Source organism: Priestia sp. USM5 (assembly GCF_058323215.1).
On record NZ_JBSGKN010000001.1, the window covers coordinates 326,558 to 348,366 of the forward strand.

A 21,809-nucleotide genomic window follows, 5' to 3' on the forward strand; every position below is an offset into this window, starting at 1 on the left:
CCTTTATACTAAGAAAAGACCTGTTTTTGAAGAGAATAAAATTTTAGGTTGGAAAATAACAAGAAGTCGTTATAATGATAGACGGCGTTAATTTTAGTATGTAACTATATATTCGAGGTGCATGATACGTGTTGAAACTTTTTTTACCAAATGAACATGTGAAAAACGTGTTTCAAATTAAGCCAGACGATTTGAAAGAGCGCGGGATAAAAGGAATTATTACCGACTTAGATAACACGTTGGTGGAATGGGATCGCCCTGATGCCACTCCGGAATTAATTGAGTGGTTTCAGTTAATGAAAGATAGTGGAATTAAAATTACGATTGTATCGAATAATGTGGAGAAACGAGTCAAGCTGTTTTCAGATCCAGTTGGACTTCCATTTGTATATAAAGCACGCAAACCGATGCGTAAAGCATTTAGAAGAGCTCTTCGTGATATGGAGCTGCAAAAAGATGAGGTTGTGGTCATTGGCGACCAGCTTTTAACGGATGTATTAGGAGGAAATCGCCTAGGCGTATATACGGTTTTGGTTGTACCAGTTGCGCAAACAGATGGATTTGTAACGAAATTTAACCGTAAAATGGAACGAAGAATTTTAGGTTGGATGAAACGAAAAGGTATGATTAACTGGGAGGATTAAAACGTGAGTGAAGAAAAAATACAGTGCGTAGGATGCGGAGTGGAGATTCAAACAGAACGACCGAATGAACTTGGCTACGCTCCAAAATCAGCATTAGAAAAAGAAGCTATTATTTGCCAGCGATGCTTTCGCTTGAAGCATTATAATGAAGTACAAGATGTTTCCTTAACAGACGATGATTTTTTAAAAATCTTAAATGGAATTGGTCAAACGGACGGTTTGGTTGTAAAAGTTGTAGATATCTTTGACTTTAACGGCAGCTGGTTACCTGGTTTGCATCGATTTGTTGGAAATAATAAGGTTCTTTTAGTGGGAAATAAAGCAGATTTACTGCCGAAGTCTATAAAGAAAAATAAACTAATTCATTGGATGAAGCGAGAAGCGAAAGAGCTTGGCCTAAAATCAGTGGATGTGTTCCTCATGAGCGCGCAAAAAGGACAAGGAATTCGAGAAATTGCCGAAGCCATTGAACATTATCGCGAAGGTAAAGATGTATATGTTGTTGGATGTACAAACGTTGGTAAATCGACATTTATTAATGCCATTATTAAAGAAGTAACGGGAGAAAAAGATATTATTACTACGTCTCAATATCCGGGCACAACGCTTGATATGATTGATATCCCGCTTGATAACGGCGCGTCTTTATATGATACGCCTGGCATTATTAATCATCATCAAATGGCTCACTATGTAGATAAACGAGACTTAAAGTTAATTTCTCCTAAAAAAGAAATAAAGCCGAAGGTTTATCAGCTAAACGAAGGGCAAACGTTATACTTTGGAGGACTGGCGCGCTTAGATTATGTACAGGGAGGCCGCAAGTCGTTAACATGTTATGTATCGAATGATTTGCATATCCATCGTACAAAGCTTGAAAAAGCAGATGAGTTGTATGAAAAGCAAGCAGGTGAACTGCTTCAGCCGCCGCGCCCAGAGCAAATGAGTGAGTTTCCTGAACTTGTTGCACATGAATTTACAATCAAAAATGAAAAGACGGATATTGTTTTTTCAGGGCTTGGCTGGGTGACGGTTAATGAGTCAGGTTCAAAAGTTGTGGCGCATGCACCAAAAGGAGTCGGCGTATTTGTGCGCGATTCTTTAATTTAAACAAAAAGGGGAAAAAATCTTGAGTACATTATATGGGCTAGTTGGTTATCCGCTTGGGCATTCACTATCGCCATTGATGCAAAATGATGCCTTTAAACGTCTGAACATGGATGCGCATTATGAGGCTTTTCCAATTGAACCTGTTCATTTTGAGTCAGCTATTGGAGAGCTAAAAGATAAAAACATTCAAGGATTTAATGTCACGATTCCGTATAAAGTTGATATTATGAATCATTTGGATGAAGTCGATTCATTAGCAAAGGCAATTGGCGCTGTAAATACAGTTGTTAATCAAGATGGCCGTTATATTGGATACAATACCGACGGAGAGGGGTATGTGACTTCTTTACTCAAAGCAGTAGAAGGCGGCTTATCCCAAAAAAGAATTTTAATTATTGGAGCTGGAGGAGCTGCAAAAGCTATTTTTTATACAATTGCAGCTCAGCACGCTCCCGATGTAATTGCGATATGCAATCGTACCGTCGAAAAAGCAGCTTTACTAGCCAACGAGCTGCCTTTTTCGACGAAAACGGCGGCGATGTCTATTTCTGATGCGGAAAAACAACTAGATACATTCGATATTATTATTAATACCACTTCGGTGGGGATGTATCCTAACGTTGATGAGCTGCCTTTAGCACTTACTTTATTGCAAAAAGAAGCGGTAGTCAGCGATATTATTTACAACCCTTTAAAAACAAAGCTTTTGAAAGAGGCTGAAGCAAAAGGGGCAGGCACTCATAACGGTGTCGGTATGTTTGTACTGCAAGGTGCACTTGCATTTGAAAAATGGACGAAGGTCCGTCCTGACGAAGAGGCAATGGAACACATTGTTCTTTCAACACTAACTAAGAGATAAGATACAACGGAGGTTTTTATGTTAACAGGTAAACAAAAACGTTTTTTACGTTCAAAAGCACATCATTTAAATCCAATTTTCCAAGTAGGAAAAGGTGGAGTCAATGAAAATATGATTGGTCAAATTGCTGATGCATTAGAAGCAAGAGAATTATTAAAAGTAAGCATTCTGCAAAACTGTGATGAAGATCGTGACACGGTTGCTGCTCGATTAACAAAAGGAACAAAAGCAGAGCTTGTACAAGTGATTGGAAATACAATTGTGTTATATAAAGAATCACGTGAAAATAAGCAGTTAATGCTTCCAAAAGTGAAATGAAATAGAGCGGGGAAACCCGCTCTATTTAAAAATGAAGTAAATTAAAGGAGTCGGGGATTGTTGAAGAGTATTGGAATTTTAGGTGGAACGTTCAATCCGCCTCATTTGGGGCATTTAATGATGGCAAATGAGGTTTTGCATGCCTTGAAATTAGATGAGATATGGTTCATGCCGTCATATATTCCACCTCATAAAACAATCAAAGAGCCTATTGAGCCATATCATCGTTTACAAATGCTAAAGCTAGCTATTGAAGAACATGATCAATTCACCCTGCAGCCGATTGAATTTGAGCGCAAAGAGCCTTCATATACATATGATACGATGAGAATACTAACAGAGAAATATCCAACGTATCAGTTTCATTTCATCATTGGTGCTGATATGGTAGAATATTTGCCGAAGTGGTATGAAATTGATGAATTAGTCAATTTGGTTACATTTGTAGGTGTAAAGCGCCCGGGGTATACCATTACGTCCCCTTACCCGATAAAAGAAGTAGAAGTTCCGCAGTTTGATGTCTCCTCTTCCTTTATTCGCGAACGAGTAGTAAAGAAAGAAACCATTCGTTATTTTATACCTGCTGGTGTTAAACAATATATCGAGGAGAATCAATTATATGAATCGAACTGAGGCATTAGAAATCGTAAAGAAACAGTTAACAGAACGTCGTTATATTCATACTGTCGGGGTAATGGAAACAGCAATTGAATTAGCTAAACGTTTTGAAGCAGACGAAAAAAAAGCAGAACTGGCTGCTATTTTTCATGACTATGCCAAGTTTCGTCCAAAGGAAGAGATGAAGCAAATTATTATTGATCAAAACATGAACTCTTCTTTATTGGAATACAATACCGAATTATGGCATGCTCCAGTAGGCGCGTTTTTAGTGAGAAATGAAGTAGGGATTACGGATAAGGAAGTATTGGATGCAATTGCTTACCATACATCCGGAAGACCTGGCATGACGTTACTTGAAAAAATTGTGTACGTTGCTGATTATATTGAACCTGGAAGGAGATTTCCAGGTGTTGATGAAGTGCGGGAGTTAGCTAAAACCGACTTAAATGCAGCACTTATTCAATCATTAAAGAATACTATTTCTTTTTTAATGACCAAACATCAGGCCGTTTATCCCGATACGATGATGACATATAATGATTTAATCTTAGGAGGTCAAACACATGACAGAACGTGAATTGCTATCTCTTGTTGTAGAAGCAGCCGATGATAAAAAAGCAATCGATATCGTAGCGTTAAATATGGAAGGAATCTCACTTGTGGCAGATTATTTTGTTATTTGTCACGGTAACTCAGATAAACAAGTGCAGGCAATTGCTCGTGAAATTAAAGAAAAAGCACACGAACAAGGCATTTCTGTGAAGCGTTTAGAAGGGTTTGAGCAGGCTAAGTGGGTGCTTGTTGATCTTGGAGATGTTGTGGTTCACATTTTCCATAAAGATGAGCGCGGATATTATAACTTAGAACGCTTATGGGGAGATGCACCATTTGTAAGTTCAGAAGAGCTACAGCTATGAGCAGGTACGGAGAATTTGCCTACGTATATGATCAGCTAATGGCAGACGTTCCGTATGACGATTGGGCTGAATTTTTTAATCAGCAGGTGGCAAAAGCAAAAACAAAGCCTAACAGTATATTAGACCTTGCCTGCGGCACGGGAGAACTCTCCGTTCGATTTGCAAAAGAAGGTTTCTCCGTAGTCGGCGTTGATTTGTCTGATGATATGCTTATGGTAGCTCAAGAGAAGGCAGCAGAAGCAGGGGTAACGCTATCTCTTTTTCAGCAAAACATGGCGGAACTTGAGTTATTGAAAGAGTTTGATTGTGTAGTAATCTTTTGTGATTCTTTGAACTATTTGCAAGGTGATAAAGAAGTTCAAGAAACCATTCAACGTGTATATAAACACTTAAAACCAGGTGGGCTCTTTATATTTGATGTTCATTCAGTGCACAAGATGAAGGACGTATTTGGAAATCAATCTTTTTCTTATGTAGATGAAGACGTGTCATATATTTGGAACTGCACCTATGACGATACGGACATGCGTGTAGAGCATGATATTACGTTTTTTGCTTATGATGAAGAAATCGATGCATATCATCGCTTTGATGAGGTGCATGCTCAGCGCACTTGGTCGATTGACCATTATCAATCATGGCTGAGCCAAGCTGGTTTTATAAATATAGAAGTAAGTGCAGATTTCAAAATGAGTAAGCCTACTTCAAACAGTGAGCGCATCTTTTTCTCTGCGCAAAAAAAAGAAGCCGAGTAGAGGCTTCTTTTTTTGTTTCAAAGCAGGATTTCTACAGAAATTATGGAATAAGACTATCAAACTGATTGTGAACAAGCTCAATGTCTTCGTCAAATTTTTCGTGTGTTTTTTGAAATACGTGCACAAACATCTCTCCGAGTTCAGCTTCTAAAACTTTAATACCTTCTCCGGTTACACCGCCTTTTACGCATACTTTATCCTGCAAGGTAGGAAGCGTAAATATTTCTTTTTCCAACAGTTTTCCCATTCCAATAATCATATCGCTGGCCATGACGGTAGCTTCTTCTTCAGAAATATTTGTTTCTTGAACTGCTGCATCAATAAAGCGTTGAAGCAAAAAGCTGAAGAATGCAGGACCGCAGCTTACGATATCGGATGATACGCGGGTAATCGTTTGATCAATAGCCACAGGCTTTGACATAGATGAAAATAATTCATGTAAATAATTTTGGTAAAAAGGCGTGCATCTTTCTCCAAACGTGAAAAGAGAAACACCTGCTAATGCCCGATTCGTAATGCTAGGGATAATTCTAGCTGCTTGACTCGGAATGAGGCGTTCGATTTGTTCTACGCTAATTGGACTGGTAATGGATACAATGCAGTGATCTTTCGTCAGCAGTGGTTCTAATTGTATTAAAAGGGGGTGAATATCCAATGGCTTAACACAAATAAAAATGACTTTGGATGCGTGAACAACTTCTTCAGCTGTATCAGCAACATGAATTTTTTTATGCTGCTGTTGAATCTCTTTGGCCCTTTTTTTTGTACGATTCATAATAGTAATTTTAGAAGGACGTACGGCTTTTGATTCAATAAACGCATCAATTAATATTTTCCCCATGTTTCCTGTTCCGATAAACCCTATGTTCACTGATTCATTCCCTCCTTCAAAAGCCTTTTCTTCTAAACACTATGAAGACGTAATGGAATTTATGACGTTACTTCAAAATTCAAAGGAGTGTACAAGTTGACTTTTTCAAAAAAACAATGGCTAATTGGGTGTATTTGCTTAGCAGTTGGGTTGGCTTTTTATATCTATCGAACAGGAGGAGAGAAACCGGAAAGTTCTCTTCAAACCTCAGATATAATCAAGGCAGAATCTTCTGGTACAAAAAAAGAAGGAGAGTCGTCTAATCAAGTAATTTCAAGCCAAGATTCCCCGTTTGTGATGGTGGATATTAAAGGAGCTGTTCAGAAGCCTGGTGTATACCAGCTTCCGAAAGATGCAAGGGTAAAAGATGCTCTAGCACAAGCCGGAGGCGCTACGAAAGAAGCGGACTTAAGACAGCTCAATTTAGCTAGCAAGCTACAAGATGAAATGGCTGTGTATATTCCAGCTGCTGGAGAAGAAATCCCCCCTTCATCTCCAGTTTCTTCAATTTCTTCCTCAGGAACTTCAAATGATCAGCCCCTTGTTAATATCAATACAGCGAACACTGATGAACTGCAAACGTTAAATGGCATTGGACCTTCAAAAGCCAGTGCCATCGTTTCATATCGAGAGGAAAATGGCTTGTTTCAAACAGTAGAGGATTTGGGAAAAGTATCAGGTATTGGCGAGAAGTCGCTAGAAAAAATCAAAGCTCAAATTACGGTACAGTAGAGACTTATTGACGAAAAAGGAAAAAAAACGCTACACTATGAAAGAGAAAAGTATCATTATTCAGTTTTAAATAAAAAGGCAGGGAATGAGATGAACCGGATTTCATGGGATCAATATTTTATGGCACAAAGCCATTTGCTAGCTTTAAGAAGCACTTGTGAACGTCTGGCTGTTGGAGCTACAGTGGTGCGTGATAAACGTATTATAGCTGGAGGATACAACGGTTCGATCAGCGGAGGCGTGCATTGTGCTGACGAAGGCTGCTATGTAATTGATGGCCACTGCGTAAGAACTGTCCATGCAGAAGTGAATGCACTCTTGCAGTGTGCTAAGTTTGGTGTAAAGACAGAAGATGCGGAAGTATACGTCACGCATTTTCCTTGTTTAAACTGCTGTAAAGCTCTTATTCAAGCGGGAATTAAAACAGTATATTATGCTAATGATTACAAAAATCATCCGTATGCTGTTGAGTTATTTGAACAGGCGGGAGTGAAAACAGCAAAAGTTGAACTTGATGAAGCAATCATTGACTTAAAAAGTAAAGAGAAGCTTCAATTTGTAACGGATGTTCTCGCTCGTTTAGAAAAAAGCGGAGCTGACGAAGCAGAAGTGATGAATTTACAGCGTGAAGCTCTCGCTTTGTTTACGGCAAATTAAAGGTAAAAGAGGTTTTTTACTTGGTAACAGTAAGAAGCCTCTTTCTTTTAAGGAAGAAAGGAGCTAAAAGTGAAAGGATATTATATTTACTGTGCTTTTAGCATGATGCTAGCCTTATATGTATATGATAATCATTCCGCTGTAAGCCTGTTTTTGCTAATCGTGCTTTTCATTTTTCAATGGCTACAATGTCCGAGGAAAGTGGTTATTGCTTCTGCACTGTTGAGCGTTTTGTGCGTCTACCTATTAGCTGAGGCAAATAACCATAACAAAACGGTTCTTTTAGCTGAATCTTCTACTTTTATAGGCGAAATTTCATCTGTTCCGCATAGTGACGGCGACAAGCTTACTTTTAAGTTTACGGTTCAAAATGAAGAAGTCATGGCTTTTTATAAACTAAAAACGCTGGAAGAGAAACAGCAGCTCGAAAAGCTAACGATTCATCAAGTTTGTCAACTAGCAGGGCAATTAACTTCTCCTTCAGCTGCTCGCAACCTTCATGCATTTGATTATCAGCAATATTTATACCATCAGTCTATTCATTGGCAGCTTAACGTCAAGAGACTTGATTTGGCAAAATGCCAGCTCCCCACCTTAACTCCACTTACGTACCTTACCTTTATTCGTCAAAAAGGAATTAATTATATTCAACAAAACATGTCGGATCCAGGCGCTGGATTTATGCAGGCACTAATTTACGGCGAGCGTACTGGGATCGAAGAAGAGAGTATCAAGCGCTATCAGCAATTTGGTTTAATACACTTGCTTGCCATATCAGGTCTTCATGTTGGACTGCTGACAGCGATGTGTTTTTATTTGCTTATTCGGATTGGAATAACGCGCGAGCGAGCCATTATGCTTTTACTTTTGCTTCTTCCTGTATACATGGTTTTGGCCGGTGGCAGCGCTTCAGTTGTCCGAGCTGTTTTTATGAGTATGCTGATGCTTATATCGATAAAAATACAAAGAAAAATTCTTTTGGTTGATAGCATCAGCCTTGCTTTTATGAGCATGCTGCTTTTCAAACCGTACTATTTATTTGATGTAGGATTTCAGCTTTCTTTTGCCGTTAGTTTTGCCTTGATTTTATCGAGTCAGACAATTTTACCTCGTTTTCATTCTTCTTTCAGCCAGCTCATGGCTGTTTCAGCGATTGCACAAGTCAGTTCACTTCCTTTATTGTTGTACTATTTTTATGGAGTATCTCTCCTCAGTTTGCCATTAAATATGGTTTTTGTACCGTTGTTTTCTCTTGTTGTATTACCTCTTTGTTTGCTCATTCTTTTTGTTCGTATCATCTTGCCGGGAGTGAGTGAATTGCTGGAGCAAATTCTTCATGTTCTTTTACTTGCTTGTGAAAAATTGCTTGATTTTTTTGAGTGGATTCCCGCTGATTTCGTAACGGGAAAACCCCATATTTTGCTGTTTTTGGGCATGTACCTATGCATTTATGCTTTATTTGTGGCGGTCGAAGAAGGGAAATTTTTCGTTCGCTATATGTTTCTTCTCGCGGCATTGTTAGCCGCACAATGTATGTATCCTTATTTGAATCCAAAAGGAACGGTCACAATGGTCGATGTAGGACAAGGAGACTGCTTTATCATTGAGCTTCCTTATCGAAAAGGCGTGTATATGATCGATACCGGAGGAACCGTTTCATTTCCAAAAGAACCATGGCAAAAACGCCGTTCTTCTTTTGACGTGGGAGAAGACGTACTTGTTCCCTTTTTGCATTCAAAAGGAATGACAAAGGTAGATAAAATGATTATTACACACGGCGATTATGATCACGCAGGGGCGGCACAGCATTTATTTTCACAAGTGGCTGTCGGAGAGCTGGTGCTTGGGAAAAAAGCCGAATTAAATGACGTAGAGACTGGCTTGGTGATCGCTGCTCAAAAACAAAGCGTGCCTGTTCAAATTGTTCAACAAGGAGATAGCTGGCAAGAAGGAGGTGTCTTATTTCAGGTTATTTCTCCCATAGGTTTCGAAGAAACGAGCAACAACGGCTCAATTGTAATAGACGCTAAGTTAGGAAATTTAAGATGGCTATTCACCGGAGATTTAGAAAAGGAAGGAGAACAAAGAATATTGAAAGACTTTCCCAACCTTAAAGCAGATGTATTAAAAGTGGGTCATCATGGCAGTAAAACCTCAACTTCAGAAGAGTTTGTTCAACATTTAAACCCTAAAGTAGCGCTTGTTTCAGCGGGGCAAAAAAATCGTTATGGTCATCCTCATCAAGAAATATTAGAGCTTCTGAAAAGCTACGGGGTGTATATTTACCGAACGGATGAAGATGGTGGGGTAATGTATGAATTTACAAAAAAGTCAGGAACGTTTTCGCAGCAACTTCCATAGTCTATAGTAAGAAAAACGAACTGAAAAAGACTGCTAAGAAGCAGCCTTGAAGCAATTTTACGAACCCAAGTAGTGAATCACAGTTGCAATAACAAATAAGGCAGTGAAAAAGCCAAATGAAACACCAAATCCTACGGCAGAATCGACAGCGTCGTTGCGTTTACTTTGGACACTTTCTTCAAATTGGTTCATTAACACCCCTCCTGTTTACAGTATAATCTAACTTTTTTTAAAAATCTAGACAATTTAAGAGCGTTTTCACAAACTGACAACAGTTAACAACTATACTTTATGAGCATGAGGAGAAAATAGAGATAAGGGTTTAATCATTAACAAATAAGTAACCTAGGGCTTATATTGTTGATGTTTATCATAAACTGAGGAATTGTCGTTTTAAGACAATTCCTTTTGTATTGTTGCCAAAAACTCATAACACCTTTACGATAGAAATTGTATTTTGTTTATCAGTAACTATACATAATCAATATAGATGAATAAAAAAAGAGGAGCGTATATACGTTGGCAGTTGATAGCTTAAAAAGTATTACCAAAAATAATATCGCCCCCGTTTATTTAATACACGGGGTTAATGCATTTATGAGTAAAAAGATTAGAGATAAAATCGTCGACTATACGTTGAATGAAGAAGATAAAGAATTTAACTTGTCCCTATACGATTTAGAAGAGACATCGATTGATCAAGTTCTAGAAGATGCTGAAACGCTTCCTTTTTTAGGAGACAAGCGTGTAGTGGTTGCGAAAAATGCAGCATTTTTAACGGCTGAAAAATCAAAAGATAAAGTTGAGCATGATCTGGCAAAACTTCAGCAATATGTCGAACAGCCCACGTCTTTTTCAACGTTAATTCTTCTAGCCCCTTATGAAAAGCTGGATGAAAGAAAAAAAATAACAAAATTATTAAAAAAACAAGCAGCTTACATCGAAGCGAACGAATTTGGTGAAAAAGAAATGAAGCAGTGGATTCATAATTTGCTTTCAAAAGATGGAGTGAATATGGATGAAGATGCTGAAACGCTGCTTATTCAGCTTGTGGGGCTTAATGTAACGCTCGTGACAAATGAAATTGAAAAAATGGTGTTATACGTTGGACAAGGAGGAGTCATTACAAAAGAAGTGGTGCTTAAGCTTGTGGCAAAAACGCTTGAACAAAACGTATTTACGCTTATTGATGCTGTTATTCAGCGAAAGGTTTCTATCGCTTTAAATATGTATCAGGATTTGCTGCGTAACAACGAAGAGCCTATTAAAATTTTATCTTTGTTAGCGACGCAGTTTCGTTTAATTTATCATACGAAGCAGCTGTCTAGTCAAGGGTACGGTCAGCAGCAAATTGCTCAAACGATTAAGGTTCATCCGTTTCGTGTGAAAATCGCTTTGCAGCAGAGCAGAAGTTTTGAGGAACAGCAGCTTAAAGGAATTTTAAAGGATTTAGCAGAGGCAGATTATGAAATGAAGACGGGAAAAATGGATAAAGCGCTTATTTTACAGCTGTTTTTATTAAAAAGAGCGCAATAAAAAAACGATCCTAATGGGATCGTTTTTGTCTCAATTATGCAGATAAACCGTTAAGTTTTACTGCTAAGCGAGATTTTTGACGAGCTGCAGCATTTTTGTGGATAAGACCAGATTGTGCGGCTTTGTCTAATTTTTTAGAAGCAACAGCAAATGCTGCTTTTGCGTTATCTACATCGTTGTTTTCAACTAAAGCTTCAAAGTTTTTGATTGCAGTACGCATAGCTGATTTAGCTTGAATGTTATGAGCACGGCGAGCTTCAGTAGTTTTTACACGTTTGATAGCTGATTTAATGTTTGGCATCCGTTTCACCTCCCGAAATGATAACAATCGAGATTATATAGAACTCGACATTCTTCACAATAAGAACAAAAGATATTTTATCAAACACAAGGACAGAATGCAATAGCCTTGACAAGGAATTTTATATGACAGACCTCTCTTTAAAAGCTTGTAGCTGATATTGCGCCCTTCCTTCTACTTTTCGTTTCTTAAATGCATGAATCTGCCAGTCCTCGGTGACAATAATTTCAACAAAGATTGTCTAGGAGGTTAAGAAATGGAAAAAGAACTTGATTTAAGTCAATATAGCGTGCGCACGGATCTAGCTGTCGAAGCAAAAGACATAGCGTTAGAAAATCAGCCTAAACCGAATAACCAGTCAGAAATCAACGGCGTAATTGTAAAAGAAAAAGAAGAACAAGGTGTCAAAATTTCAATGGTAGAAATTACGGAAGAGGGCGCAGAAGCAATCGGTAAGAAAAAAGGCCGATATGTAACCCTTGAATCGGTAGGCATTCGCGAGCAGGATACTGAAAAGCAAGAGGCTATGGAAGAAGTATTTGCTAAAGAGCTGAATTTTTTTATTAAAAGCCTCAACATTCCAGATGATGCTAGCTGTCTTGTAGTGGGTCTTGGAAACTTAAGTGTGACACCAGATGCGCTTGGACCAAAGGCAGTAGATAATTTGTTGATTACAAGACATTTGTTTGAGTTACAGCCTGAAAGCGTGCAAGATGGCTTTAGACCCGTTAGCGCCATTGTTCCGGGAGTAATGGGAATGACGGGTATTGAGACAAGTGATATTATCTTTGGCGTTGTAAAGAAAGTGAATCCGGATTTTATTATTGCAATCGATGCGCTGGCCGCTCGTTCGATTGAACGGGTAAATGCTACCATTCAAATTTCAGATTCAGGTATTCATCCTGGGTCTGGGGTTGGAAACAAGCGCAAAGAAATCAGTTATGAAACACTTGGCATCCCAGTTATTGCAATAGGTATTCCAACGGTGGTGGATGCTGTGTCCATTACAAGCGATACAATTGACTTTATCTTAAAACATTTCGGCCGAGAAATGAAAGAGCAGGGAAAGCCGTCTAAGTCGCTGCTTCCGTCCGGTATGACGTTTGGAGAAAAAAAGAAGCTCACGGAGGATGATTTACCCAATGAAGAGCAGCGTCAAACGTACCTCGGTATGATTGGCACTCTTCCCGATGAAGAAAAAAGACGTCTTATTCATGAAGTGCTTGCACCTTTAGGTCATAATTTGATGGTTACACCAAAAGAAGTGGATATGTTTATTGAAGATATGGCTAATGTAGTTGCAGGAGGACTTAACGCTGCTTTGCATCATGAAGTGGACCAAGAGAACTTTGGGGCATATACTCATTAATACGCTTTTAGATGAATGAGTTCTTCAGAATATAGTCATAATGGTTAGTACTACAGAAGATAAAGAAGTAAGGGGCCTAATAATATGATTAAATTTACTTTAAAATCAGTAGTGCTAACTATTTTTTTACTGTTCGTCGTATTTTTAGGAATGCAGACGGCTCAGCAAGGGCTGATTAAAATGAAGGGATATAATGATCCTTCGATTGAACATGTTATTAATGTGTCTAAAACGTCAGATGGTCAGGTGGAAGCTGCTGTTTTAGGTTCAAAAAAAGTTGTGAACATTGATGAAAAACAGCAGCTTTTAGAAAAACGAAAAGCTTTTAACTTTTTCTCCTCGCTAGGTCAAAGTCTAGCGGAAGGCGTGAAAAGTACAATAGGAAAAGCTTTTAAGGCTATCCATCATCTTCTTAATTAAAAGCAGAATCTCTTTCTGCTTTTTTGTATGGAAAAATCCCCAATGGAATGCTTATTGAATGTTGACGAATGTGTTGTTATAATTTAGTTTAGTGTATTTTGGCGATTTTCAGTAGGAGTGAAAAAAATATGGATAGAGAAGCAAGATTGAAACGACAATCGAAAATCAGAAACTTTTCGATTATTGCTCATATAGACCACGGTAAGTCAACATTAGCAGACCGTATTTTAGAAAAAACAAATGCGTTAACACAGCGAGAAATGAAAGCTCAGCTTTTAGATTCGATGGATTTAGAACGTGAACGTGGAATTACCATTAAATTAAATGCTGTGCAGCTTCAATACAAAGCAAAAGATGGAGAAGAGTATACTTTTCATCTAATTGACACACCGGGACACGTCGATTTTACATATGAAGTGTCGCGAAGTTTAGCCGCGTGTGAAGGTGCTATTCTAGTAGTAGATGCAGCTCAAGGTATTGAAGCTCAAACACTAGCAAACGTATATTTAGCGCTTGATAACAACCTTGAAATTTTACCTGTCATTAATAAGATTGACCTGCCGAGCGCAGAGCCAGAGCGAGTGCGCCAAGAGGTTGAAGACGTAATTGGATTAGATGCGTCGGAAGCTGTATTAGCTTCAGCTAAAGCAGGAATTGGAATCGAAGAAATTTTAGAACAAATTGTTGAAAAAGTTCCTGCTCCTGAAGGGGATCCAGATGCACCGCTTCAAGCGCTAATCTTTGATTCATTTTATGATGCATACCGAGGTGTAGTTGCATCTATTCGTATCGTACAGGGACGAGTAAAAGTAGGCGACAAAATTAAAATGATGGCAACAGGAAAAGAGTTTGAGGTAACGGAGCTAGGTGTGTTAACGCCAAAAGCCGTTGCTAAAGATGAACTTTCTGTTGGCGACGTAGGGTTTTTAACAGCAGCTATTAAAAATGTTGGAGATACGCGAGTAGGGGACACGATTACTCTTGCCAAAAACGGAGCAAGTGAACCTCTTCCTGGCTATCGTCGTCTGAATCCAATGGTATACTGCGGACTGTATCCGATTGATACAGCGAAGTATAACGATCTTCGTGAAGCACTAGAAAAGTTAGAGCTAAATGACTCCGCACTTCAGTTTGAGCCAGAGACGTCTCAGGCCTTAGGGTTTGGTTTCCGATGTGGATTCTTAGGACTGCTTCACATGGAGATTATCCAAGAGCGTATTGAGCGTGAATTTAAAATTGATTTAATTACAACAGCTCCAAGCGTTATTTATGACGTATATTTAACAGACGAGACTCATCTGTCTGTAGATAACCCTTCTAATATGCCGGATCCACAAAAGATTGAACGCGTGGAAGAACCGTATGTGAAGGCCACAATGATGGTACCAAACGATTATGTTGGTGCTGTGATGGAGCTTTGTCAGAAGAAGCGAGGCAACTTTATTGATATGCAGTACTTGGATGCTAATCGCGTGAGTATTGTATACGAAATTCCGCTGGCTGAAATTGTATATGATTTCTTTGATCAACTAAAATCAAATACAAAAGGCTACGCGTCGTTTGACTACGAGCTTATCGGATATCAGCCTTCGAAGCTTGTGAAGATGGATATTCTCTTAAACGGTGAAACGGTCGATGCGCTGTCCTTTATCGTTCACAGAGATTCAGCTTATGATCGTGGTAAAGTCATTGTAGAAAAGCTTAAAGAGCTTATTCCACGTCAACAGTTCGAAGTGCCGATTCAAGCGGCAATCGGTCAAAAAATTGTGGCGCGTTCAACAATTAAAGCCATTCGCAAAAACGTTTTAGCAAAATGTTACGGAGGAGATATCTCTCGTAAACGTAAACTTCTTGAAAAACAAAAAGAAGGTAAAAAACGTATGAAGCAGGTCGGTTCTGTTGAAGTACCGCAGGAAGCATTCATGGCTGTGCTTCGCATGGACGAAGATTAATAGCTGAAATTCTATTATTTAACATGTCAAATTAGTTTTGAAAATGAAGCGAATCTGATACGATAGTAAAGAGTTTTGAGCGCTGTAAATAAGTGTGAACGAACATAGATAAAAATACCGCAGAGAGACTCTGCGGTATTTTTATCATTTATAAATGTGATTGAGGTGAAAGTCCATGGTGAAGGCAGCATATCTGCATATCCCGTTTTGTCATCATATTTGTCACTATTGTGACTTTAATAAAGTGTTTTTCAAAAATCAGCCCGTTATGCCGTATTTGGAAAGCATGCGAGAAGAAATGAAACAAACAGTCGAACGTTATCCAACGACCAATTTGAACACGATATTCGTTGGGGGTGGAACGCCCACAGCCTTAGATGAACAGCAGCTGGAGTATTTTTTAGAATCCATTCGTATGTATCTTCCTTATGATGAGAAAGGTGAGTTTACATTTGAAGCGAATCCGAATGAATTGACAAAAGAAAAGCTTCAGCTTCTCCATGACTATGGCGTGAATCGTTTAAGTATTGGTGTACAAACGTTTAATGAAAGGTTATTGGAGAAAATTGGACGTGTGCATTCAAATAGGCAGGTATTTGATTGTATTGAGCAAGCGAGAAAGATTGGAATGTCGAATATAAGCTTAGACTTAATTTATAGCTTGCCGGAACAAACGGTAGCTGATTTTTCTTCTACGCTTCAAACCGCTTTTTCATTAGAGGTAGAGCATATGTCTGCCTATTCGTTAATTATTGAACCTAAAACGGTATTTTATAATTTAATGAATAAAGGGAAGCTGCCGCTGCCTGCTCAAGAAGAAGAAGCAGCTATGTATGAGCTGCTTATGAAAGAAATGGACAAACAAGGTTTTCATCAATATGAAATCAGTAATTTCGCAAAGTCAGGCTACGAGAGTATTCATAATCTAACATATTGGAACAACGACGATTATTACGGAATTGGTGCAGGCGCACATAGCTATATTGACGGAATAAGACGAGCAAATATTGGACCATTAAAAAAGTACATTGATTCAGTCGAGCAAAAAGGAAATGCATATCTTAATGAAGTGAGCGTGACCGAGGCTGAAAAAATGGAAGAAGAAATGTTTTTGGGCCTTCGTAAAACGAAAGGAGTCTCAAAAGAGGAGTTTAAGCAAAAATTCAATCGAGAATTAAAAGATGTATTTGGAGAACCTATTCAAGAATACAAAGAGAAAGGACTTTTGGGTGAAGACAATAGCTCCGTCTTTTTAACACACAATGGTCGATTTTTGGGGAATGAAGTTTTTCAAGCCTTTATTGGGATAATCTAATACCAAATCGTTGACATCGCTATAGTGATTTGGTAATTTATTATTAGATTTAGCACTCAGAGTTTTAGAGTGCTAACAGAGGTGATGAAGCGTGCTTACTGATCGACAGTTATTAATTTTACAAGTCATTATTGATGATTTCATTCGATCTGCGCAGCCGGTAGGCTCTCGAACATTATCTAAGAAAGAAGAGTTTAATTTTAGTTCGGCTACGATTCGTAATGAGATGTCAGACCTAGAAGAACTTGGATTTATTGAAAAAACTCATACTTCTTCAGGGCGCGTTCCGTCTGAGAAAGGCTATCGTTATTATGTTGATCACCTAGTGTCCCCGCAGCACTTGAAAGCAAGCGATGTTTCTACAGTACGTTCGGTATTTGCTGAGCGCATTGTAGAACTGGAGCAGCTCGTTCAAAAATCAGCGCAAATTTTATCTGATTTAACGAGTTTAACGTCCATTGTGCTAGGGCCAAAAGCGGTCAGCCATAAGTTAAAACAGCTGCAGATTTTACCTTTAACGGCTCAGTCAGCTGTTGCCATTATTGTGACTGATACAGGACACGTTGAAAGTCGGACGATTACGTTACCAAGCAGTATTCAACCTTCCGATATTGAAAAGATGGTTAACATTTTGAACGAAAAGCTCATCGGCGTTCGCATTACTGATTTACATGATAAAATGTACAAAGAAGTAGCGACGCTCTTAAAAAGCCACATTCAAGGGTATGAGCAGACGATGGATATACTCAATGATGCATTAAAGCTCAACATGAATGGTAAATTAGTAGTTGGCGGCAAAACGAATATGTTTGCTCAGCCGGAATTTCATGATCTTAATAAAATTCGCGGGCTGTTCAACATTATTGAACATGAACAGCAGTTTTATAAGCTGCTAAGCCCAAATGAGGCTGGCATACACGTGAAAATTGGTCATGAAAATAAGTTGAATGAAATGGTAGGCTGCAGCTTAATTACAGCTAGTTATTCTTTTGGTCACGAACAGCTCGGCACAATTGCTATACTGGGACCGACCCGCATGGAATATGCGCGTGTGATTAGTTTGCTTACACTGCTATCATCAGATATGTCTCAAGTGTTAACAAACTTGTATAAAGAATAAAGGAATCGGGTGGAATATATTACTTCCATCCTTTCCCTGTGATAAAATAAAAATCGTTGTTTAAAATGTGAAAATGTGTGTAAACATTTAAGGGAGGTGAATGAATTGTCAAACGAAAAGCAAGTAGAAGAACAAAACGAAGAAGTGGTTGAAGAAGTTCAAACAGAAGCTGCTGAAGCAACTGAAGCTGAAGCGTCTGAGGAAGTAAACCCTCTTCAACAAGAAAATGATCAATTAAAGCAACAGCTTGAAGAAGAAGAGAATCGCTACTTACGTCTACAAGCTGATTTCGATAATTTCCGTCGTCGTTCACGTCTCGATGCAGAAGCTGCTCAAAAATACCGTGCTCAATCATTGGTTGCGGATATTTTACCAGCACTTGATAACTTTGAACGTGCATTACAAGTTAACACAGCGGACGAACAAACTAAATCTGTGCTACAAGGTGTAGAAATGGTATACCGTCAATTGGTAGAGGCACTTCAAAAAGAAGGTGTTGAAGCAATTGAGTCAGTTGGGAAAACATTTGATCCATACGAGCATCAAGCAGTGATGCAAGTAGAAGACGATGAATGCGAACCGAACACGGTAGTAGAAGAGCTTCAAAAAGGTTACAAATTAAAAGATAAAATCATCCGCCCTGCGATGGTTAAAGTGAATCAATAACACTACATATTATGAAGGAGGTCATTGTCAATGAGTAAGATCATTGGTATCGATTTAGGTACAACTAACTCTTGTGTCGCTGTATTAGAAGGCGGCGAACCAAAAGTAATTCCAAACCCAGAAGGAAACCGTACAACGCCATCAGTTGTGGCATTCAAAAACGGTGAGCGTCAAGTTGGGGAAGTAGCGAAACGTCAAGCTATTACAAACCCTAACACAATTATTTCAGTTAAACGTCATATGGGTACAGACCATAAGGTGGAAGCTGAAGGCAAGCAATACACGCCTCAAGAAATGTCAGCTATCATTCTTCAACATTTAAAAGGTTATGCTGAAGAGTATTTAGGTGAGCCTGTAACAAAAGCTGTTATCACAGTTCCTGCTTACTTTAATGATGCTGAGCGTCAAGCGACAAAAGATGCTGGTAAAATTGCTGGTTTAGAAGTAGAGCGTATTATTAACGAGCCTACTGCAGCAGCGCTTGCATACGGATTAGAAAAAACAGATGAAGATCAAACAGTTTTAGTTTATGACCTTGGTGGCGGTACGTTTGACGTATCTATTCTAGAACTTGGCGACGGCGTGTTTGAAGTTCGCGCAACTGCAGGTGACAATCGCCTTGGTGGTGACGACTTTGACCAAGTAATCATCGACTATTTAGTAGCTGAATTCAAAAAAGAAAACGGCGTTGATTTAAGCAAAGATAAAATGGCGCTTCAACGTTTAAAAGATGCGGCTGAAAAAGCGAAAAAAGATTTATCAGGCGTAACATCTACACAAATTTCTTTACCATTTATCACTGCTGGAGAAGCTGGTCCTCTTCACTTAGAAGTATCTTTATCACGTGCTAAATTTGACGAGTTATCAGCAGGTCTTGTTGAACGTACAATGGCCCCTGTGCGTCAAGCTTTAAAAGATGCAGGTCTTTCTGCAAGCGAACTTGATAAAGTAATCTTAGTTGGTGGTTCAACTCGTATCCCAGCGGTACAAGATGCAATCAAAAAAGAAACTGGTCAAGATCCTCATAAAGGTGTAAACCCTGATGAAGTAGTTGCACTTGGTGCAGCAATTCAAGGTGGCGTATTAACTGGTGATGTAAAAGACGTTGTATTACTAGACGTAACGCCTTTATCACTAGGTATCGAAACAATGGGTGGCGTATTTACAAAGCTAATTGAGCGTAATACGACAATTCCAACAAGTAAATCACAAGTATTCTCAACGGCTGCAGATAGCCAAACGGCTGTAGATATTCACGTTCTTCAAGGTGAGCGTCCAATGTCTGCAGACAATAAAACGCTAGGACGTTTCCAATTAACAGACATTCCTCCTGCACCACGCGGAGTACCTCAAATCGAAGTATCATTCGATATTGATAAGAACGGTATCGTAAACGTTCGTGCAAAAGATTTAGGTACAAACAAAGAGCAGGCGATTACAATTAAATCTTCAACTGGCTTATCAGATGACGAAATCGAACGCATGGTAAAAGAGGCGGAAGAAAACGCAGATGCTGATAAGCAACGTAAAGAAGAAGTGGAACTACGCAACGAAGCAGATCAACTAGTGTTTACAACTGAAAAAACATTAAAAGATCTTGAAGGAAAAGTAGAAGAAGCTGAAGTAACAAAAGCTAACGAAGCAAAAGATGCTTTAAAAGCTGCGATTGAAAAGAATGACCTTGAAGAAATCAAAGCGAAAAAAGATGAACTTCAAGAAATCGTTCAAGCGTTAACTGTAAAATTGTATGAGCAAGCTCAACAAGCTCAGCAAGCAGGTGAACAAGGCGCTCAAAATGATGATGTTGTAGATGCAGAGTTTGAAGAAGTAAACGACGACAAAAAATAATGCATCTTGACGACTAACGTGAATGACGCCATGGTGCGATTCACATCTTTTTAAAAAGTCAAAGTCAAGCTTATTTCTTGGCTTTGACTTTTTTAACGTGGAAAAGCGAAAGGGGAAGTTTTTCTCTTGGCTCTCTGCGTGCACGTGAGCAATAGAAAGTAACTTTTATGTTGCTATGGAATTATTAATAATGATACAATTACGTTTATGTGAAACGATTCGGGAGTGAGTATTGATGAGTAAGCGAGATTACTATGAAGTACTCGGTATCAGTAAGAGCGCTACAAAAGATGAAATAAAAAAAGCATACCGCAAGCTTTCTAAACAATATCATCCAGATATTAATAAAGCGGAAGATGCTGCTGACAAATTTAAAGAAGTAAAAGAAGCATATGAAGTATTGAGTGATGACCAAAAAAAAGCACAATACGATCAATTTGGTCATACTGATCCAAATCAAGGCTTTGGCGGCTTTGGTGGAGGCGGCTCAGACTTTGGCGGCTTCGGCTTTGAAGATATTTTCAGCTCGATCTTTGGTGGTGGTGGTCGCAGACGTGACCCTAATGCTCCGAGACAAGGTGCCGATTTACAATACACGATGACACTTTCTTTTGAAGAAGCTGTTTTCGGAAAAGAAACAACAATTGAAATTCCACGTGAAGAAACGTGTGAAACATGTCACGGTTCAGGTGCAAAACCTGGAACAAAAGTTGATACATGTTCGCACTGTAATGGTTCAGGTCAGTTAAACGTTGAACAAAACACGCCGTTTGGTCGCGTGGTAAATCGACGTGCGTGTCATCATTGTAATGGTACGGGAAAAATCATTAAAGACAAATGTGCAACGTGCCACGGTGACGGTAAAGTAACAAAACGACGTAAAATTAATGTTAAAATTCCAGCTGGTGTAGATGATGGTCAACAGCTGCGCGTTAGTGCTCAAGGAGAACCAGGGGTAAATGGTGGTCCTCCGGGAGATTTATACGTAGTGTTCCACGTGCGCACTCATGAATTCTTTGAACGTGATGGAGACGATATCTACTGCGAAATGCCTTTAACGTTTGCTCAGGCAGCACTAGGTGATGAAGTAGAAGTACCAACTCTACACGGCAAGGTGAAGCTGAAGATTCCTGCTGGTACACAAACGGGGACGAAATTCCGTTTAAAAGGAAAAGGTGTGGCAAACGTACGAGGGTATGGCCAAGGAGATCAGCATATTCACGTTCGCGTTGTAACGCCAACAAAAATATCAGAAAAACAAAAACAATTATTGCGTGAGTTCGCTGAACTGAGCGGTCAAGAAGCCGTTGATGAGCAGCATGATTCCTTTTTTGCAAAAGTAAAACGAGCAATTAAAGGAGAATAATTGTCTTTCATAATAAACAGAGACAGGTTGGTAAAGGTACTTTGCCAACCTGTCATCTGTCATGTTCATAT

23 protein-coding genes are annotated in these 21,809 nt (G+C 38.9%); 20 read left to right on the forward strand and 3 right to left on the reverse strand.

The window, feature by feature from the left end; translation table 11 throughout:
- Positions 1-131: 131 nt before the first annotated feature.
- Genes ACWATA_RS01660 through ACWATA_RS01695 form a run of 8 tightly spaced genes read left to right on the forward strand, consistent with a single transcriptional unit; the run spans position 132 to position 5,224 of the window.
- The gene (locus tag ACWATA_RS01660; protein WP_013059263.1) at positions 132-644 is read left to right on the forward strand and encodes a YqeG family HAD IIIA-type phosphatase; all 513 of its coding nucleotides are present in this window, start codon (positions 132-134) and stop codon (positions 642-644) included.
- 3 nt (positions 645-647) lie between these two features.
- Complete coding sequence (gene yqeH, locus ACWATA_RS01665; RefSeq protein WP_028411666.1) at positions 648-1,754, forward strand: ribosome biogenesis GTPase YqeH; 1,107 nt, start codon at positions 648-650, stop codon at positions 1,752-1,754.
- Between the two features lie 19 nt (positions 1,755-1,773).
- On the forward strand, positions 1,774-2,613 hold the full coding sequence (gene aroE, locus ACWATA_RS01670) for a shikimate dehydrogenase (RefSeq protein ID WP_028411665.1): 840 nt from the start codon (positions 1,774-1,776) through the stop codon (positions 2,611-2,613).
- An 18-nt stretch (positions 2,614-2,631) separates the two neighbouring features.
- Positions 2,632-2,931: a ribosome assembly RNA-binding protein YhbY gene (gene yhbY / locus ACWATA_RS01675; protein ID WP_013059260.1), complete on the forward strand. Its 300-nt coding sequence runs from the start codon at positions 2,632-2,634 to the stop codon at positions 2,929-2,931.
- 60 nt (positions 2,932-2,991) lie between these two features.
- Positions 2,992-3,564 (forward strand): nicotinate-nucleotide adenylyltransferase, encoded by a 573-nt coding sequence (locus tag ACWATA_RS01680; protein ID WP_025750563.1) that lies wholly within the window; start codon positions 2,992-2,994, stop codon positions 3,562-3,564.
- A complete protein-coding gene (gene yqeK, locus ACWATA_RS01685) occupies positions 3,551-4,129 on the forward strand; it encodes a bis(5'-nucleosyl)-tetraphosphatase (symmetrical) YqeK (RefSeq protein WP_165635134.1) in 579 nt (192 codons plus the stop codon). The genes ACWATA_RS01680 and yqeK overlap by 14 nt, the downstream gene beginning before the upstream one ends.
- A complete protein-coding gene (rsfS, locus tag ACWATA_RS01690; RefSeq protein WP_013085071.1) occupies positions 4,116-4,469 on the forward strand; it encodes a ribosome silencing factor in 354 nt (117 codons plus the stop codon). Before yqeK ends, rsfS begins: the two co-directional genes overlap by 14 nt.
- Positions 4,466-5,224 carry a class I SAM-dependent DNA methyltransferase gene (locus tag ACWATA_RS01695; protein ID WP_165635135.1) on the forward strand — a complete coding sequence of 253 codons (759 nt, stop codon included), beginning with the start codon at positions 4,466-4,468 and terminating at the stop codon, positions 5,222-5,224. The genes rsfS and ACWATA_RS01695 overlap by 4 nt, the downstream gene beginning before the upstream one ends.
- 40 nt (positions 5,225-5,264) lie before the next feature.
- On the opposite strand, the gene comER is transcribed toward ACWATA_RS01695, so the two are convergent.
- On the reverse strand, positions 5,265-6,095 hold the full coding sequence (comER, locus tag ACWATA_RS01700) for a late competence protein ComER (RefSeq protein ID WP_154973095.1): 831 nt from the start codon (positions 6,093-6,095) through the stop codon (positions 5,265-5,267).
- A gap of 96 nt (positions 6,096-6,191) precedes the next feature.
- On the opposite strand from comER, the gene ACWATA_RS01705 reads away from it, so the two are divergent.
- The 3 genes from ACWATA_RS01705 (at position 6,192) to ACWATA_RS01715 (ending at position 9,845) form a co-directional block, all read left to right on the forward strand.
- Positions 6,192-6,827, forward strand: coding sequence for a helix-hairpin-helix domain-containing protein (locus ACWATA_RS01705; RefSeq protein ID WP_028411662.1), 636 nt, complete (start codon positions 6,192-6,194; stop codon positions 6,825-6,827).
- A 90-nt stretch (positions 6,828-6,917) separates the two neighbouring features.
- On the forward strand, positions 6,918-7,484 hold the full coding sequence (locus tag ACWATA_RS01710; RefSeq protein ID WP_028411661.1) for a ComE operon protein 2: 567 nt from the start codon (positions 6,918-6,920) through the stop codon (positions 7,482-7,484).
- 69 nt (positions 7,485-7,553) lie between these two features.
- Positions 7,554-9,845 (forward strand): DNA internalization-related competence protein ComEC/Rec2, encoded by a 2,292-nt coding sequence (locus ACWATA_RS01715; RefSeq protein ID WP_473049555.1) that lies wholly within the window; start codon positions 7,554-7,556, stop codon positions 9,843-9,845.
- A gap of 57 nt (positions 9,846-9,902) precedes the next feature.
- Here the strand turns inward: ACWATA_RS01715 and ACWATA_RS01720 are convergent, their stop codons facing one another.
- Complete coding sequence (locus tag ACWATA_RS01720; protein ID WP_013059251.1) at positions 9,903-10,037, reverse strand: YqzM family protein; 135 nt, start codon at positions 10,035-10,037, stop codon at positions 9,903-9,905.
- Between the two features lie 327 nt (positions 10,038-10,364).
- Between ACWATA_RS01720 and holA the strand changes: the two genes are divergently transcribed.
- Positions 10,365-11,381 carry a DNA polymerase III subunit delta gene (gene holA / locus ACWATA_RS01725; protein WP_473049556.1) on the forward strand — a complete coding sequence of 339 codons (1,017 nt, stop codon included), beginning with the start codon at positions 10,365-10,367 and terminating at the stop codon, positions 11,379-11,381.
- Between the two features lie 34 nt (positions 11,382-11,415).
- Here the strand turns inward: holA and rpsT are convergent, their stop codons facing one another.
- Entirely contained in the window at positions 11,416-11,682 is a 267-nt protein-coding gene (gene rpsT / locus ACWATA_RS01730) for a 30S ribosomal protein S20 (protein ID WP_013085065.1), read from the reverse strand.
- A gap of 256 nt (positions 11,683-11,938) precedes the next feature.
- Between rpsT and gpr the strand changes: the two genes are divergently transcribed.
- The 8 genes from gpr to dnaJ all read left to right on the forward strand — a co-directional run bounded on the left by gpr (position 11,939) and on the right by dnaJ (position 21,738).
- Positions 11,939-13,051 carry a GPR endopeptidase gene (gpr, locus tag ACWATA_RS01735; protein ID WP_028411658.1) on the forward strand — a complete coding sequence of 371 codons (1,113 nt, stop codon included), beginning with the start codon at positions 11,939-11,941 and terminating at the stop codon, positions 13,049-13,051.
- 84 nt (positions 13,052-13,135) lie between these two features.
- Positions 13,136-13,471, forward strand: a complete 336-nt coding sequence (locus tag ACWATA_RS01740; protein WP_028411657.1) for a YqxA family protein — start codon at positions 13,136-13,138, stop codon at positions 13,469-13,471.
- Positions 13,472-13,599: 128 nt separating this feature from the next.
- Positions 13,600-15,423: a translation elongation factor 4 gene (lepA, locus tag ACWATA_RS01745; protein WP_013059246.1), complete on the forward strand. Its 1,824-nt coding sequence runs from the start codon at positions 13,600-13,602 to the stop codon at positions 15,421-15,423.
- 175 nt (positions 15,424-15,598) lie between these two features.
- Positions 15,599-16,738: a radical SAM family heme chaperone HemW gene (hemW, locus tag ACWATA_RS01750; RefSeq protein WP_047749825.1), complete on the forward strand. Its 1,140-nt coding sequence runs from the start codon at positions 15,599-15,601 to the stop codon at positions 16,736-16,738.
- Between the two features lie 91 nt (positions 16,739-16,829).
- Positions 16,830-17,858 carry a heat-inducible transcriptional repressor HrcA gene (hrcA, locus tag ACWATA_RS01755; RefSeq protein ID WP_013059244.1) on the forward strand — a complete coding sequence of 343 codons (1,029 nt, stop codon included), beginning with the start codon at positions 16,830-16,832 and terminating at the stop codon, positions 17,856-17,858.
- Positions 17,859-17,963: 105 nt separating this feature from the next.
- Positions 17,964-18,524 carry a nucleotide exchange factor GrpE gene (gene grpE / locus ACWATA_RS01760; RefSeq protein WP_289578453.1) on the forward strand — a complete coding sequence of 187 codons (561 nt, stop codon included), beginning with the start codon at positions 17,964-17,966 and terminating at the stop codon, positions 18,522-18,524.
- Positions 18,525-18,554: 30 nt separating this feature from the next.
- On the forward strand, positions 18,555-20,372 hold the full coding sequence (gene dnaK, locus ACWATA_RS01765; protein WP_014458181.1) for a molecular chaperone DnaK: 1,818 nt from the start codon (positions 18,555-18,557) through the stop codon (positions 20,370-20,372).
- A 235-nt stretch (positions 20,373-20,607) separates the two neighbouring features.
- Entirely contained in the window at positions 20,608-21,738 is a 1,131-nt protein-coding gene (gene dnaJ / locus ACWATA_RS01770; RefSeq protein ID WP_013059241.1) for a molecular chaperone DnaJ, read from the forward strand.
- The last annotated feature ends 71 nt before the right edge of the window (positions 21,739-21,809 follow it).